The sequence below is a fragment of the Patulibacter minatonensis DSM 18081 genome (assembly GCF_000519325.1).
Classification (GTDB): Bacteria; Actinomycetota; Thermoleophilia; order Solirubrobacterales; family Solirubrobacteraceae; genus Patulibacter; species Patulibacter minatonensis.
Map to the genome: position 1 here is coordinate 3954184 of NZ_KI912613.1, position 15878 is coordinate 3970061.

The 15878-nt window shown below is 75.5% G+C and carries 13 protein-coding genes; 10 read left to right on the top strand and 3 right to left on the bottom strand.

The window, feature by feature from the left end; genetic code table 11:
* Positions 1–56 precede the first annotated feature (56 nt).
* From rpsO to PATMI_RS0118450, 3 genes are all read left to right on the top strand, one after another.
* Positions 57–329, top strand: coding sequence for a 30S ribosomal protein S15 (rpsO, locus tag PATMI_RS0118440; protein WP_026911950.1), 273 nt, complete (start codon positions 57–59; stop codon positions 327–329).
* A gap of 174 nt (positions 330–503) precedes the next feature.
* Positions 504–971 (top strand): redoxin domain-containing protein, encoded by a 468-nt coding sequence (locus tag PATMI_RS0118445; RefSeq protein WP_026911951.1) that lies wholly within the window; start codon positions 504–506, stop codon positions 969–971.
* 16 nt (positions 972–987) lie between these two features.
* Positions 988–1485: a DsbA family protein gene (locus PATMI_RS0118450; RefSeq protein WP_026911952.1), complete on the top strand. Its 498-nt coding sequence runs from the start codon at positions 988–990 to the stop codon at positions 1483–1485.
* A gap of 299 nt (positions 1486–1784) precedes the next feature.
* On the opposite strand, the gene PATMI_RS0118460 is transcribed toward PATMI_RS0118450, so the two are convergent.
* Positions 1785–2912 carry a DUF2330 domain-containing protein gene (locus PATMI_RS0118460; protein ID WP_026911953.1) on the bottom strand — a complete coding sequence of 376 codons (1128 nt, stop codon included), beginning with the start codon at positions 2910–2912 and terminating at the stop codon, positions 1785–1787.
* Positions 2913–3037: 125 nt separating this feature from the next.
* Here PATMI_RS0118460 and PATMI_RS35010 point away from each other — a divergent pair, with 125 nt between their 5' ends.
* The 3 genes from PATMI_RS35010 (at position 3038) to PATMI_RS36120 (ending at position 7547) form a co-directional block, all read left to right on the top strand.
* Positions 3038–3793: a collagen-like domain-containing protein gene (locus PATMI_RS35010; RefSeq protein ID WP_026911954.1), complete on the top strand. Its 756-nt coding sequence runs from the start codon at positions 3038–3040 to the stop codon at positions 3791–3793.
* Positions 3794–3919: 126 nt separating this feature from the next.
* On the top strand, positions 3920–6214 hold the full coding sequence (locus PATMI_RS31430) for a polyribonucleotide nucleotidyltransferase (protein WP_051472010.1): 2295 nt from the start codon (positions 3920–3922) through the stop codon (positions 6212–6214).
* A gap of 13 nt (positions 6215–6227) precedes the next feature.
* Positions 6228–7547, top strand: coding sequence for a M16 family metallopeptidase (locus PATMI_RS36120; protein WP_169738393.1), 1320 nt, complete (start codon positions 6228–6230; stop codon positions 7545–7547).
* 82 nt (positions 7548–7629) lie between these two features.
* Here PATMI_RS36120 and PATMI_RS0118480 read toward each other — a convergent pair whose 3' ends face one another.
* Positions 7630–9681, bottom strand: a complete 2052-nt coding sequence (locus tag PATMI_RS0118480; protein ID WP_026911955.1) for a thioesterase domain-containing protein — start codon at positions 9679–9681, stop codon at positions 7630–7632.
* A gap of 207 nt (positions 9682–9888) precedes the next feature.
* Here PATMI_RS0118480 and PATMI_RS0118485 point away from each other — a divergent pair, with 207 nt between their 5' ends.
* From PATMI_RS0118485 to PATMI_RS37995, 4 genes are all read left to right on the top strand, one after another.
* Positions 9889–10560, top strand: a complete 672-nt coding sequence (locus tag PATMI_RS0118485; RefSeq protein WP_026911956.1) for a 4-hydroxy-tetrahydrodipicolinate reductase — start codon at positions 9889–9891, stop codon at positions 10558–10560.
* Between the two features lie 2 nt (positions 10561–10562).
* Positions 10563–11075: a GNAT family N-acetyltransferase gene (locus PATMI_RS35015; RefSeq protein ID WP_051472011.1), complete on the top strand. Its 513-nt coding sequence runs from the start codon at positions 10563–10565 to the stop codon at positions 11073–11075.
* On the top strand, positions 11072–11662 hold the full coding sequence (locus PATMI_RS31445) for a GNAT family N-acetyltransferase (RefSeq protein ID WP_084270065.1): 591 nt from the start codon (positions 11072–11074) through the stop codon (positions 11660–11662). Before PATMI_RS35015 ends, PATMI_RS31445 begins: the two co-directional genes overlap by 4 nt.
* Before the next feature lie 190 nt (positions 11663–11852).
* A complete protein-coding gene (locus tag PATMI_RS37995; protein ID WP_026911957.1) occupies positions 11853–13454 on the top strand; it encodes a hypothetical protein in 1602 nt (533 codons plus the stop codon).
* Positions 13455–13520: 66 nt separating this feature from the next.
* Here PATMI_RS37995 and recD2 read toward each other — a convergent pair whose 3' ends face one another.
* The gene (gene recD2 / locus PATMI_RS31455) at positions 13521–15749 is read right to left on the bottom strand and encodes an SF1B family DNA helicase RecD2 (RefSeq protein WP_036726099.1); all 2229 of its coding nucleotides are present in this window, start codon (positions 15747–15749) and stop codon (positions 13521–13523) included.
* Between the last annotated feature and the right edge of the window lie 129 nt (positions 15750–15878).

Genomic DNA, 15878 nt, shown 5'->3' on the forward strand with positions numbered 1-15878 from the left:
GCCACCCGCAGGCGGGACGCGGGTTTGCGGGTGGTCCTGCTACCTTCTCCGGTCGAATGACGTCGCTCACGCAGGAACGCAAGCAGGAGATCGTCGCCCGTTTCGGCGCGTCGGAGTCGGACACGGGTTCGACGAACGTGCAGGTCGCCCTGCTCACCGAGCGGATCAACGACCTCACGCAGCACCTCCGCGAGCACCAGAAGGACCACCACTCGCGTCGTGGCCTGCTCATGCTCGTCGGCCAGCGCCGTCGCCTGCTCGACTACATGCGTCGCAACGACCTCGACGGCTACCGCGCGCTGATCAAGGAGCTCGGGCTCCGCAAGTAGCCCGGCCCGCGCTCCGGCGCGGCTCCGCAGGACCCGTTCGACCGGCCACTGGCCGGTCGTCGTCGTTCCGGGCCGGCCCGGGCGTCGTCCGCGCGGACCTGCGACCCCCACCCGATCGCGCGGGAGATCGCGACCGTTCCGGGATCCGGCTCCCGTGGCCCGTAGGATCGCGCCATGGCCATCATCACCGCCGGAAGCGCGGTCCCGCCGATCACCCTCAAGAACGAGGACGGCAGCGACTTCACGCAGGAGGACCTCAAGGGCCGGACGACCGTCCTCGTCTTCTACCCCTTCGCGTTCTCGCCGGTCTGCACCGACCAGCTCCAGGTCTACGAGGAGCTGCTGCCGGAGCTCGAGCAGCAGAACGCCGTGATGTACGCGGTGTCGACCGACGCGTCGTTCTCGCAGATCGCGTTCAAGGAGAAGCTCGGCGTCACGATCGGGCAGCTCTCCGACTTCGAGCCGAAGGGCGACGCGTCCCGTGCGCTCGGCGCGTACTTCGAGCCGGCCGGCATGACGAACCGCGCGCTGGTCGTCGTCGGGCCCGACGGTGCGGTCGCGTGGAGCCACCTCGCGTCGTCGCCGGGCGAGCTGCCGGGCGTCGACAAGGTCCGCGAGGGCCTCGCGGCCGTCGCGGGCTGAGCAGCCCGTCCCCTCGATGGCCGGCGCCCCCGACCCCGATCCACCCGGGCCGCACGTCTGCGGCCCGCAGGACGCACCGCCGGTGCTGCTCTTCGGGGACGCGACGTGCCCCCGGTGCCAGCAGGCGGTGCTCCGGCTCCGGTCGGCCCCTGTCCGCCTGACCTGGCGCCACCTGGTGCTGCGGGCGCGCGGGCCGCGGCCGCGGGCGCTCGCCGGCGCGCTGGAGGCCGCGGGGCGGCAGGACGCGTTCTGGCCGTTCCTCGACGCCGTCGTCGCCGCGCCGGGGCGGACGGACGACCCGGACCTCTGGGAGCTCGCCCGGACGCTCGAGATCGACGTCGCGCGCTTCGACGTCGACCGCCGGGACGAGCGGGCGGCCGCGGTGATCGCGGCCGACCTCGCGGACGGGCTCCGGGCCGGCGCCGTGGGGACCCCGGCGATCGTGCTGGACGGCGTCGTCGAGCACGGCGTGCCCGACGACGCCTGGATCGCGGCGCTGCTGCAGCGCGCCTGAGCGGCGCCCCGGGTCCACGGCGGGACGGGGGCCGGGTCGGCGCCCGTCGGTGCGGCGCCGGGCAACGCGAACGGCTCACGCTCCAGAGCGTCGGCGCCACGATCCGCCCGACCGCCGGGCAGCAGGTCCACGCCTCCGTGGGGCAGAGCTCGGGCGTGCCGCTCACCGTCGTCGGGCCGCTCGGCACGGTGCTGTTCTCCGTCGCCCACGTCGACCCGTAGGCCGCAAGCGTCCTCGGCGTCCGGCGCAGGGGACACCTGCAGGGCGCGGGCCGCCACGACGTTGCGGTCCGCGCCCGGTCAGCCGCGCCGCAGGCGCTCGCGCAGCCGCAGCACGCCGAAGACCAACAGCACGGCGAGCGCGATGCCCGGGAAGAGCAGGAGCCACGCCGCGCCGCCCGGCGCGTCCTCCAGGGTGCTGTCGCCGGTCTTCGCCGTCACGAGGGCGCTCGGAAGCGGGCCGCGGGCGAAGTTCTCCACCGTCTCGTACGGGTAGTCCGTCGACGCGCGGAAGAGCCGGTCGCTCACGCCCTCGCGGAAGTGCACGTCGGAGGTGATCGCCTTCGGGTCGCTGCTGGCGATGCCCAGCCGCGTGAGGTACCGGCCGCGGACCAGCGACCGCACCTCCGCGGGCGGCGCCGGGCGCAGGGCGGAGACGAAGCCCGCGAAGTACGTGTTGAACCCCGTCGCGACGACCCGGTGCTCACCGGCGACGTAGAGCTGGACGTCGACCGGGCGCTGCGACACCGCGCTCAGCCGCAGCGGGTAGACCAGCGAGCGGGCCGCGAACGACACGCGGAGCGGGCTCAGGGTTCCCGTGTCGCCCCGCACGCGGTCGGCGAGACGGATCGCGACGAACGCCCAGCCGCGGGCGACGTAGTCCCGCAGCACCGGCTCGGCGGCGGCCGGCGTCGCGTAGCCGCCGCGGTTCAGCCAGCGCCGCAACGCGCCGGCGTCCCCGGCCCGCAGGCGGGACACGTCGTAGTCGCCGATCCGCTCCCGCGAGAGGACCGACACGCCGCCCCGCGGAGCCCCTGCGGTCGCGCCGTCGCCGTCCCCGGAGCGCTGGACGACGATCGGGCGGGTGGCGAGCTCCAGGTCCTGGAAGACCGACTTCTGGTCCTCCGCGACCGCCGAGACGGTCGGGGTCGCCGGCACCGGCAGCAGCACCGCCGGCCGCCGGGGGCCGGAGGACGGGTCGTCCGGCGCCGCGAGGTCGAGGCCCAGGACGATCTCCTCGCGGCCGTCCTGCAGCGAGAGCAGCGCCCGCTCGGTGCCGACCTTGGAGCCGTAGGCGATCCCGCACGCACACGCGCCGGCGGGGCGTGCCGCGGCCAGCACGGCGGTCAGCGCGAGCGCGAGCAGGAGCACGCCCAGCGCTCCCGTCACGGACCGACGGCGAGCTGGTGCGGGGAACGAGCGGAGCACGGGCGGCGATCGTACCCGCGGCACCCCGGGCGGGGGAGCTCCCCGATGCGGGGTCCGCCGCGGGACCGCAGAGTGGCCGTGACGGCTCCGCCATCCGGGCGGCCGCGCCGACCCCGAGGACCCCGATGCCGCTCCGCACGAAGCTCCGCCGTCCGACGCCCGCCATGGTCGTCGCCTGCGTCGCGCTCTCCGTCGCCCTCGGCGGGACGAGCTACGCCGCCGTCGCGCTGCCGAGGAACAGCGTCGGCACCGCGCAGCTGCGCCCGTCGGCCGTGTCGGTCGCGAAGGTGAAGGACGGGGCGATCACGACGGCGAAGGTCAAGGACGGGTCGCTCCTGCGACGCGACTTCAAGGCGGGCGAGCTGCCCGCGGGCGGCGTCGGTCCGGCCGGGCCGACGGGACCGCAGGGCCCGGCGGGCACGGGGGCGGCGGGCGCGCCCGGTGCACGCGGACCGGCGGGGGAGGCCGGAGCGGCGGGCCCGCCCGGTGCTCCTGGCGCGGCGGGGCCGCGCGGCGAGGCGGGCCCCGCGGGCGACCCCGGTGCGACGGGCGAGAAGGGCGACCGCGGGCCCACCGGGGCGCTGGGCGCGGTGACCGTCCGCTACTCCCGCGCGACGGCGGACCTGCCCGACGGCCAGCGACAGGCGTACGACGCGACGTGCCCCGCAGGCCAGCAGGGGGTCGCCGGCGGCTTCCGGGGTGACCTGAACGTCCCGGAGGCCACCGTCGTCGTCTCCTCCCGGCCCGCGGGGCCGAACACCGTGGACGTCGTCGACGGAGAGCGCTTCGTCGGGTGGCGCGTCAGCGTCTATAACCCGCCCGGTGGTGTCACGACCGGCGTCCGCCCCGAGGTCTGGGTCGCCTGCGCCACCGCGCCGTAGCGGGCGGGGCGGCCCCGGGGCCATCGCCCGTGCACGCCGCACGTTCCGTTAGGCTCGATCCGTTCGGAACGACGAGAATCAAGAGGCGCGCCAGATCCGATGGGGCGCGCAGACGAGGAACGACATATGAGTCACGACGACGTGACGACGGTGTCCGTGGAGATCTCCGGCCAGGAGATCACCTTCGAGACCGGCAAGCTCGCCAAGCAGGCTTCCGGCGCGGTCACCGTCAGGCAGGGCGACACCGTCGTCCTCTGCACGGCCTCCATGGGCCGCCTGAAGGACTTCGACTTCCTGCCCCTGACGGTCGACGTCGAGGAGCGCTCCTACGCCGCGGGCAAGATCCCCGGCTCGTTCTTCAAGCGCGAGGGCAAGGCCGGCGAGAAGGCGACGCTGACGGCGCGCATGATCGACCGCCCGATCCGGCCGCTGCTGCCGAAGAACTGGCGCTTCGAGACGCAGGTCGTCGCGCTCCCGATCTCGGTGGACCACGTCCACCCGTACGACATCCTCGCGATGAACGGCGCGTCCGCCGCGCTGACGCTGTCCTCGATCCCGCTGCCGGAGCCGATCGGCGCCGTCCGCATCGGCAAGATCGACGGCACGATCGTCGTCAACCCGCCCGAGGAGTCGCTGCTCGAGAGCGGCAACAGCGACCTCGACCTCATCGTCGCCGGCACCGCCGACGCGATCCTCATGGTCGAGGCCGGCGCGAACGTCATCCCCGAGGCCGAGATCCTCGACGCGCTGGACATCGCCCACGGCGAGATCCAGAAGCTCGTCGCCGCCCAGCTCGAGCTGCGCAAGAAGGCCGGCAAGGACAAGGTCGCGCACGAGGCCCCGAGCCTCGACACCAAGCTGCTGGCGAAGGTCAAGCGCGCCCACGGCAAGAAGATCGAGAAGGCGACCCAGGTCACCGACAAGCTCGAGCGCCAGGACGCGACGGAGGCCGCCAAGCAGGCCGCCTACGACGCGTACGTCGACGAGGACACCCCCGCGGACGAGGCGAAGGCCGTCAAGGCCGTCGTCGACGCGCTCGAGAAGGCCGCGATCCGCGACCGCATCGCCGTCCAGAAGGTCCGCCCCGACGGCCGCGCCTCGACCGAGATCCGCCAGATCACGATCGAGACCGGCACCGCGCCGCGCACCCACGGCTCCGCCCTCTTCACCCGCGGCGAGACGCAGGCCCTGTCGGTCGTCTCCCTCGGCACGCTGAAGGAGGAGATGCGGCTCGACACCCTCGGGCTCGAGACCAACCGCTACTACTGGCACCACTACAACTTCCCGCCGTTCTCCGTCGGCGAGGCGGGTCGCCTGGGCGGCCCGAAGCGTCGCGACATCGGTCACGGCGCCCTGGCCGAGCGCGCGCTCGTGCCGGTGGTCCCCTCCATCGAGGACTTCCCGTACACGATCCGCGTCGTGTCGGACATCCTCGAGTCCAACGGCTCCTCGTCGATGGCGTCGGTCTGCGGCTCGTCGCTGTCCCTGATGGCCGCCGGCGTGCCGATCGAGGCCCCGGTCGCGGGCATCGCCATGGGCCTGATCAAGGAGGGCGACGACTACATCGTCCTCACCGACATCGCCGGCGTCGAGGACCACCTCGGCGACATGGACTTCAAGGTCGCGGGCACCGAGGAGGGCATCACCGCCCTCCAGATGGACATCAAGATCACGGGCGTCACGTTCGAGATCCTGCGCGACGCCCTGGCCCAGGCCAAGGAGGCGCGCCTCGAGATCCTCGGCAAGATGAAGGACGTCATCGACGGCCCGAACGCCGAGCTCTCGCTGTACGCGCCGCGCATCCTGTCGCTGAAGATCGATCCCGAGAAGATCGGCATGGTCATCGGCAAGGGCGGCGAGACGATCCGCGGCCTGCAGGAGGAGTTCGAGGCCCAGATCGACATCTCCGACGACGGCACGATCAACGTCTACTCGTCCTCGGGCGAGAAGGGCGACGCCCTCGTGGCCCGCCTGTCGGCGATGACCCGCGACGTGGCGCTCGGCGACGAGTTCGACGGCAAGGTCGTCAAGACGACGACGTTCGGCGCGTTCGTCGAGCTCATCAAGGGCACCGACGGCCTGCTGCACATCTCCAACGTGTCGCCGGGCAAGCGCGTCGACACGGTCGAGGAGGTCCTCTCGCAGGGCGACGTCATCAAGGTGCGCGTCGCCGAGCTCGACCGCGAGCGCGGCCGCGTCGGCCTGCGCCTGTCGGACGACCCGGAGATCGCCGGCAAGACCGCCGAGGAGCTCAAGGACCTGAAGAAGTCCGGCGGCCCGCGTGGTGGTGGCGGCGGTGGCGATCGCCCGCCCCGCCGCGACGGCGAGGGCGGCGGCCGTCCGCCGCGCCGCGACCGCGACCCGGAGGCCAGCGACCGCCCGCCGCGTCGTCGCCGCGAGCGCTCCGGCGGCCGGGACTAGTCCCATCGCCTCCGTGCCGGACCAGCACGCCGAGGGCGACCCGACGGAGCCGCGCGTCACGCGGCTCCCGTCGGGCGTCACGGTGGTCTCCGAGACGATCCCGTCCGCCCTCTCGGTCGCGACGGGGGTCTGGATCGGCACGGGCGCCCGCCACGAGCGGGACGCGGAGGCCGGGCGCGCGCACCTCCTGGAGCACATGCTGTTCCGGGGGACGCGGTCCTACACGTCCGCCGAGGTCGACCAGCGCTTCGACGCGCTGGGCGGCGACCTGAACGCGGCGACGAGCCGCGACGAGACCGCGGTCGTCGCCCGCGTCCTCGCCGACGAGCTGCCGGGCGCGTTCCCGATGCTCGGCGAGATGGTCGCCGCACCGCTGCTCCGCGACGACGACCTGGCGCTCGAGCGCAAGATCGTCCTCGAGGAGATCTCGATGATCGACGACGACCCGGAGGAGCTCGTCTTCGAGCTGCTGCCGACCGCCGTCTTCGGGGAGCACGCCCTCGGGCGCCCCGTCATCGGCACCCCGGAGGTCGTCGCCGGCACCGACGGCGACACGCTGCGGGACTTCTACGCCGGCCGGTACCGGCCGGGACGCATCGTCGTCGCCGCGGCCGGCGCCGTCGATCACGGCCGGCTCTGCGAGCTCGCGAGCGTCGCCGTCCCGACCGACCCCGGGCCGGACCGTCCCGAGGACGACAACGACCCCGGCGTCGCCCCGCCGACCGCGCCCCGCGTGATCTTCCGGCGGCGCGACACCGAGCAGGTCCAGGTCGCGATCGCCGGTCGCGGGCCGGGCATGGGCGACGACCGCCGCTACACGCTGCGGGTCCTCGACACGATCCTCGGCGGCACGCCGTCGTCCCGGCTGTTCCGCGCCGTCCGCGAGGACCGCGGTCTCGCCTACGCGGTGGCGACGTTCGACGACCAGCACCGCGGCGGCGGGATGGCCGGGGTCTACCTCGGCACCCGTGCGGAGAACCTCGCGGAGGCCCTGACGATCGTCGCCGAGGAGCTCGCGCGGATCGCACGGGAGCCCGTCGACGAGGACGAGCTGACCCGGGCCAAGCAGAACGCGCGTGCCCGGCTGCTCCTGGGGCTCGAGTCGACGCAGGCCCGCATGCACGTGCTGGGCCGCGCGGTCCTCCACGGGCTGGAGCTGCGCTCGCCGCACGACGTCGCCGAACGGATCGACGCCGTCACCGCCGAGGACGTCCGCGCGCTCGCCGCCGACCTCTACGCGCCGGAGGGCCTCGCGGCCGCCGGCGTCGGGCCCGACGAGGACGCGTTCCGCGCGGCGCTCGCCCCGGTCGCCGGGCACCTGCCCGGGGCCTGACACGAGCGGACCCTGCCCGCGCCTGCAGGGTCGCCCCTCGGCTGAGGCGTCCGGCGCTCCCGGCCCGCGCCGGCGCGGGGGCTCAGCGGCCGGAGCCGGGCTGCAGGCGCGAGACCGTGATGAGGTCCGTGGTCGTGTCGTGCGACCGCGGGGCGCCGCCCACGCGGTGGTCGATCTGCGTGATCGGCAACTCGACGGTGCCGACGCTCACGGGCAGCACGTCCTTCGGGTCCGACGCGATCCCGAACTGCGGCACGTTCGACGTCACGAGGTACACGGGGCGCCGTCGCGCCACCCGGCCGAGCCACCGCGAGAGCCGCGGGTCGTCGAGCGTCGCCACGCGCTCCTGCCCCGCGCGCCGGGCCGTCGCGAGCATCAGCACCTGCCGGTCCTGACGGAGTGCGAGCGCCGGGCCGAGCATGCCCCAGGCGGTGTACCCCGGCCCCATGATCACGAGCGGATCCCGCCCTCGCAGCAGGGCGTCGATGCGTTGCACCCGGGCGGGGACGCCGTCGAACTCGGTCGTCGTGACCGCCTGCCGGGCGTCGGAGAGCGACAGGCCGAGCGCGAGGACGGCGACGAGCGGGGCGGCCACCGCGGCCGCGCGCCCGGGACGCCCGGCGCCGCGGAGCCCCCACGCGACGGCGACGGCGACGCCCGCGAGCGCCGCCGTGACGGGCAGCGCGACGGGCAGGTAGCGCCGGGCCGTCCAGTACTCGTCGGGCAGGAGGACCTGCGGGTCGCGGGCGACGAGCGCGAGCGCGACGCCCGCGAGCGCGAGGAGCGGGACGACGGGGACGAGCCTGCGCCGGTCCGCGGGCGGCGCCAGGAGCAGCGCCCCGAGCCCGACACCGGCGAGGAGCACGCCCGGTCGCGTGGCGTAGCGCCCGAAGATCTCGAGGCCGAGGGACGGCGGATGGACGACCATCACGACGGTCCCGAGCCCGACGACCACGGCCGCCGCGCGGAGCACCACCGGGCGGTCGACGACGCGGCCGAGCACCACGGCGCCCCGTGCCTGCCAGGCGGCGGGGACGGCGGTGCCGAGCGCCGAGGCCCCGACGGCCAGGACCGCGAGGCCGATCACGATCGCGGTGGGGGAGACGCCCCCGAGCACGTAGCCGATGGTCTCCTTCGTGTACGCCTCGGACGCCGTCAGCGCCCGCAGCGCGGCAACGACGACCAGCGGTCCGAGCCCGGCGACGAACGCCCGGGCGGCGCGGCGGTCGACCGACGCGAGGAGCAAGGTGACGAGCGGGGCGACGACGAGCAGCGGCCAGGCGTCCGGACGCGCCAGCGGCGCGGCCCCGAGGGCGGCGCCGGCGAGGACCGCGACCCGGGGCCCGGCCCCACGCAACGCGGCCGCGGCGGCGAGCCCGGCCGTCAGCAGCACGACGCCCGACGGGACCTCGGTCATCGGATAGCGGGAGAAGTAGATCAGCGCCGCGTTGCCGGCCAGGAGGGCCCCGGCGGCGAGCGATGCGGCGGCGCGGAGTCCCGGACGGACGAGCAGGGCCGCCGCCCCGGCCGCCAGGAGCACCAGCACGGCGCCCAGCAGCGTGATCACCCACTGCCCGGCGCCGCCGGTCACCGTGCCGCCGCCGGCCATCGCCGCCGGGGTCAGGTGGTAGCCGTGCGGCACGACGCTCGTCGTCGCGCCGTGGTGGGTGTCTCGCACGAAGAACCCCGGCAGCGGACGCCGCTCGTCGGCGCCGATCTGCTCCGGGGCCAGGCGGGCGGTCGCCTCGCGGGCGTCGCGGTCGAGCGTCAGCTCCAGGCCGCCGTCCCGCTGGAGGTGCTCCGACGTCATCACGTAGAAGCCGGCGTCCCGACCGCCGAGGTCGAACGCGTACGCCGGGATCGAGGCCGCCGCGGCGCCGGCGAGCGCGAGCAGGACCACCGGGAGCGCGGCGACGCGTCGCGCCCGACCACCACCGGCGGACGCGACGACGGTCAGGAGCAGACCGACCGCCGCGACCCCCACCGTGCCGAACAGGTCCGCGTCGGCGAGCGCGAGCAGCGGCACGGCGGCCACGAGGAACCCGGTGCCGACGGCCACCCCGCCGCGCGCGGGCCACGGCAGGCGACCGGTCGCCGCCCCGACCAGACCGTGCCCCGCGACGCCGAGGAGCACCGCGACGGCGGCCGCGCCGAGCGGGCGGACCGGCCCGAGCGCCGAGAGCGCCGCGACCAGGAGGGCCGCGACCGCGACGGCCCAGGTCGGCCGGGAGACGCCCGCGAGTCGGCGGGCGGAGTCGATGAGAGGGCGCTCCGCGATGGCGGAAGTGAATCAGGAGCACGGGGCGGCGGGGCGCGGACCCGAAGTGCGACGATGATCGGCATGAGCAGCGAGATCCGCGTGGCGGTCGCCGGGGCCGCCGGCCGCATGGGCAGCACGGTGTGCGACGCGGTGGAGGCCGCCGACGGTCTGGTCCTCACCGGCCGCGCCGACCCGTCGCTCGGCACCACCCTGGCGGAGGTCCTGCCGGACGCCGACGTCGTCGTCGACTTCACCCAGCCCACGCAGGTCGTGGACAACGCGCTGGAGTGCATCGCGGCCGGGGTCCACGTCGTCATCGGGACGTCCGGCTGGGACCTCGCGGCGCTGGAGGGGAAGACCGGCGCGAACGTCTTCTTCGGCCCGAACTTCGCGATCGGGGCGGTGCTGATGATGCGCTTCGCGACCGAGGCCGCCCGGCACATGCAGAAGGCCGAGATCATCGAGCTGCACCACGACAAGAAGCTCGACGCACCGTCCGGGACCGCGGCCCACACCGCTCGGCTGATCGAGGACGCCACCGGCGTCGCACCGCCGGTCCACTCCGTGCGTCTGCCCGGTCTGGTCGCGCACCAGGAGGTCCTCCTCGGCGGCCTCGGGGAGACCCTGACGATCCGCCACGACTCGCTGGACCGCTCGTCGTTCATGCCGGGCGTCGTGCTCGCCGTCCGTCGCGTGGGCACGCTGTCCTCGCCGCTGACGGTGGGCCTCGACCGCCTCCTGTTCGAGGACTGACCGTGGAGGTCCGCGCCGCCACCGCGGAGGACGCCGCGGACATCGCGGTGACGCGGATCGCGGCGTGGCACCACGCGTACGAGGAGCTCGTCGACCCGCGGCTCCTGATGGACCTCGACGTCGAGGAGGAGACCGCGACGTGGCGGCGGCGCCTCGACGGACCGAGCGGGCCCGACGGGCTGCGCACGCTCGTCGCCGTCCAGGGCCACCGGGCGATCGGCTTCGCCGCCGTCCTGCCGCGCCGACGCGAGCACGACCTGCCCGCGAGCACCGCCGAGCTGACCGCGCTCTACGTCCATCCGACCGCCCAGGGGGCCGGCGTCGGAAGCCTGCTGCTGCCGGCCGCGGAGGACCTGATGCGGGGGACGGGCGCCTCGGGCGCGGTGCTCCGGGTGCTGGCCGGCAACTGGTGGGCCCGCGACTTCTACGCCGCCCGGGGCTGGTCCCACGAGCAGGGCGCCCCGGCGGTCGACGCCGGCGGTACCGCGACCGAGCGCTGGGAGCGGGCGCTGTGACCGGCGGGACGCGGCCGGCGCCCGCGGCGGCCGGCGGGCGGACCGCGCCCCCCGGTGCCGACACCGCGCACGTCGCCCGGATCGCCGGGATCGCGGAACTCCCGCGACTGCTGCAGCTCGTGCATGCGGCCTACCGGGGGACCGCCAGCCGCGCGGGGTGGACGACCGAGGCGGATCTGCTGGAGGGCGGACGGATCGACGCGGGCATGCTCCGGGAGCTGCTGGTCAGCCTTCACGACGTCGTCCTCCGCACCGGCCCGCACGGCACCCCGGGCGCGTGCTGCGCGGTCGGTCGACGCGAGGACCGCGTCGCCTTCGGGATGTTCGCCGTCGCGCCGTCCGAGCAGGGACGTGGCACCGGACGCGAGCTCCTCTCCGCGGCCGAGCGGTACGCCGTGCAGCGCTGGGACGCGACGGCGCTCCACCTCTCCGTGATCCGGCAGCGCACGGAGCTGATCGCCTGGTACGAGCGCCGCGGCTACGTCCGCACGGGGGAGACCGAGCCCTTCCCGTACGGCGACGAGCGCTACGGCCGGCCGCTGCGGGACGACCTCGAGCTCGTCGTCCTGCGCCGCGCCCTGGCCTGATCGAGCGCCGGGCCGCCAGGAGCGTGCGCGGGCGCCGACCGGCGTGAACATCCTGTGGTTTCGGGCCCGTCCGCGCGTGCGGCGCCGGGCAGCGGGAGAGCGGTCCCGTGCCGACGCGTGCTCCGCGCGGCGGCACCTCCCGCGAGCACGGCCCGGCCGTGCCCGATCCCCCCTGAGCAAGGAGTCTCCTGTGTCTCGGATCCCGTTCTCCTGCGGACTCACCGTGTCCGTCCTCCACCGGTCGGCGTGCGTCACCGGTCTCGCCCCGACGCCCGACGCGCCCCGCGTCCGGCGTCGCCTGTTCGCCGCCACCGCCGTCACCGTCGCCGTCTTCGGCACCGGTGCCCTGGCCTTCTCGAGCGACGCCCACGCCGCGGACCTCGCGCCCGGCCCGATCTCATCCGCCCCGGCCCCGACGCCCGGCGGCGGCGCCCCGGCTCCCGCCGCCCCCAGCCGCGGGTACACCGTCGGGATCTCCGGCTTCGACGGCCTCGGCGGCGGCGTGCAGCTGTCGGGCAACAGCGACCGCATCGCGATCACCGGCTTCGTCGGCGCCGGTGCCGGCGGCTCGTTCACCGCCGGTCAGGGCGACGTCCCGTCCGCCTCCTCGGTCGGCCTCCGCGGACGCCTGTCGGTGTCGGGCCCGCCCGGCAGCCCGTTCTCGGGCTCCCTGCAGGCCGACTCGAACACCGCCGGCCAGACGACCCTGGGCGGCGCGGTCAACGCGACGATCCCCGGGACGACCGTCGGCGGGCAGTTCAGCGGCGGCGTCACCTACGACCGCAACACCGGGACGATCACCGGCCGCGACGCCGAGGGCATCCGCAACAGCTTCGGCTCCGAGGCCTCGGCGTCGGTCGCCGGCACGCTGGTGATCCCGACGAAGGACATCAACGCCGCGCTCTCGTCGTACGGGCAGGCGCAGATCGACGCGGCGAACGCCCAGCAGGCGGGCTGGGCCCAGCTCGGCTCGTGGATCGGCGACGCCGCCCGGTCCGCCCGCGACGCGTTCGTCGGGGCGATCTCGTCCTACGGCAAGTCCCAGGTCGACGCCGCCGAGGCCCAGAACGCCGCGGTCCGCTCCCTGCTCGGTCTGCCGACCGAGCCGGCACCGGCGACCCCCGCGCCGGACCCGGCGCCTGCGCCCGCGCCGGACCCGGCTCCGACTCCGGCGAAGCCCGTGGACGCGCCGGACCCGACGCCGTCCGTCGATGCACCGGACCCGAGCCCGTCGGTCGACGCGGCGGACCCGACGCCGTCCGTGGACGCGCCGGACCCGACGCCGTCGGTCGATGCGCCGGACCCGACGCCGTCCGTGGACGCACCGGACCCGAGCCCGTCGGTCGACGCGCCCGACCCGGCACCGTCGGTCGACGCACCGGACCCGACGCCGTCCGTGGACGCGCCCGACCCGGCACCGTCCGTGGACGCACCGGACCCGAGCCCGTCGGTCGACGCACCGGACCCGACGCCGTCCGTCGATGCGCCGGACCCGACGCCGTCCGTGGACGCACCGGACCCGAGCCCGTCGGTCGACGCACCCGACCCGACCCCCTCGGTCGACGCACCCGACCCGACCCCCTCGGTCGACAGCTCTGATCCCGGGCCGTCCGATGTCGGTTCGTCCGATGTCGGTGCCTCGGACGTCGGCTCGTCGGACGTCGGGTCCTCGGACGTCGGCTCCTCCGACATCGGTTCGTCGGACGTCGGTTCCTCCGACGTCGGCGGTGGCGGCGACTTCAGCGGCGGGGGCGGCGACTTCGGCGGTGGCGGGGCGGACGCGTCGTTCTGACCGTCGCACCGTGAGCGCCGCGCGTCGTCGGGTGGGCCCCGTGCCGCCCGACGACGCCGACGTCGCTCAGCCCACCGCGTCGCCCAGCGCCTCGCGGATGCGGGCCGGCAGCGCCGTGTAGCGCGTCGCCCCGTCGACCCGGCCCAGGGCCTGACGGACCGCGGCACGGTCGCCCACCATCACGCAGGCCTTCTCCGCCCGGGTGACCGCGGTGTAGAGGAGGTTCCGGGTGAGCATGTGGCGGTGCTCCGTGAGCACCGGCACGACCGCGACCGGGATGCTCGAGCCCTGCGCCTTGTGCACCGTGCAGGCGTAGGCGAGCTCCCACGTGTCGAGCCGGACGAGCGGCAGCCGGATCGTGCGGCCGTCGTCCATCTGCAGCAGCGCGTCGTCGCCGTCGACGCGGACGAGCATCCCGAGCTCGCCGTTCATGACCTCGGCCTCGTGGTCGTTGCGGGTCTGCATCACGCGGTCGCCCTCGCGCAGGGCGCTGCCCTTCGCCTGCCGGCCACCCGGGTTGAGGATCTCCCGCATCCGGGCGTTCAGGGCCTCGACGCCACACGCGCCCCGGCGCTGGGGCGCCAGCACCTGCACGCCGCCGACGGCCGGGACGTCGTAGTGCGTCGGGAGCCGCGCGGTCGCCAGCGAGACGATCTCGTCGGCCGCCGCCAGGGCGTCGGACCGGTCGATGAAGAAGAAGTCGCGGACGTCGTCCGGTCCCGGCTGCGTGATCGGCGGCTGCCCGTGGTTCATCGCGTGGGCGGAGCGGACGATCAGCGAGCGCTCCGCCTGGCGGAAGATCCGGGTCAGGCGCACCGCCGGGACGATCTGCGACTCGAGCAGGTCCTGCAGCACGCGCCCGGGGCCGACCGGCGCGAGCTGGTCGACGTCCCCGACCAGCAGCACGTGGGTCTGCGGCCCGACGGCCCGCAGCAGCGCGACGGCGAGGTCCAGCGGCAGCATCGACGCCTCGTCGACGACGAGCATCCCGCCGTCGGGGATCGGGTCGTCCTCGTCGTGTTGGAAGCCGTCGCCGGGGACGAAGCCGAGCAGCCTGTGGATCGTCGTCGCCTGGGCGCCCGTGGCCTCCGACAGCCGCCGCGCCGCCTTGCCCGTCGGCGCGCAGAGCAGGACGGAGCGACCGGCGTCCTTCAGCACGCGGACCAGCGCCCGCATCGTCTGCGTCTTGCCGGTGCCGGGACCGCCGGTGAGGATCGAGAGCCGGTGCGCGCACGCGAGGCGCACGGCCTCCCACTGCTCGGGCGACGGCAGCGGATCGGAGCCCGCCGCGCCGCCCTCGGCGACCGCCGGGTCCGTCGTCGGCGGGTCGTCCTCCACGTCGACGTCGATCGTCGGCACGTCCGTCGTCATCCGCGCGACGATCTCGGCCAGCAGCGTCTCGGCCTCGTCGAGCTCGAGCGTCGCGACGCGGCCGTCGCGGTCGACGACGGCGTGGTCGGCGATCAGGCCCTCCAGGGCCTCGGCGACCGCCGGAGCGAGCGCGTCGACCTGCGACCACGGGGCGTCGCGGCCGGCCAGCAGGCGCGTGGTGCGGGAGATCGCCTCGTCGTGGGGGAGGTGGCAGTGCCCGTCGTCCTCGGCGCGCGCGAGGGCGTGGACCAGCGCGGCGCGGCGCCGCTCGGCGCTGCCGGGGTCCTCGCCCAGCGCGATCGCGATCGCGTCGGCGGTGGGGAAGCCGATCCCGGAGCGCGACGTCAGCCGGTACGGATCGGACTTCAGGAGGCCGACGTCCGGCTCGTCCCCGAGCGCACGGATGACGCGGCCGATCGTCGCGGCGTCGAGGCCGTGGCGCTCCAGGAGCAGGCGGACCGCGCGCGGTCCGGCCTCGACCCGCCACGCCTCGACCGCCTCCGCGAGCTTCTCGCCCGTGAGGCCCTTGACCCGGCGCAGGACGTCGCGCGGCTCGCGGTCCAGGCGCTCGAGGAGCTCCTCGCCGAAGCGCTCGATCAGGAGCCCGGCCGCCTTCGGTCCGACGCCCGGGACCCGCTGGAGCACCCGCGAGACGGCCTCGTCCTCCGTCGGCGCCACGCTCTGCAGCGCCCGCACCTGGAACCGCTCGCCGTGCTTGGGGTGCTGCGTCCGGCGCCCGCTGGCCCGGACGACGTCGCCCTCGTCCAGATGGCCGACGGGGCCGACGACGACCTCGTGGCCCCCCGGGACCGCGTCGGCCCCGGACGGCACCGCGTCGAGCACCGCGAACTGCCCGTCGTCGCTGCGGAAGCGGACGTTCACGACCTCGAGCTCGAGGATCTCCTCGTCAGGGCCGCCGGGCACGCTGGCACGGTATCGGTCCGGTCGGCCCGGACCGCGTCCGCGCACCCCCGGCACGGTTCCGTCACCGTCCCGGCACGTCCGTGCCCCGCCGCACCGCAGCGAACCCCCCGCTCTGGGAGGATTCCAGGG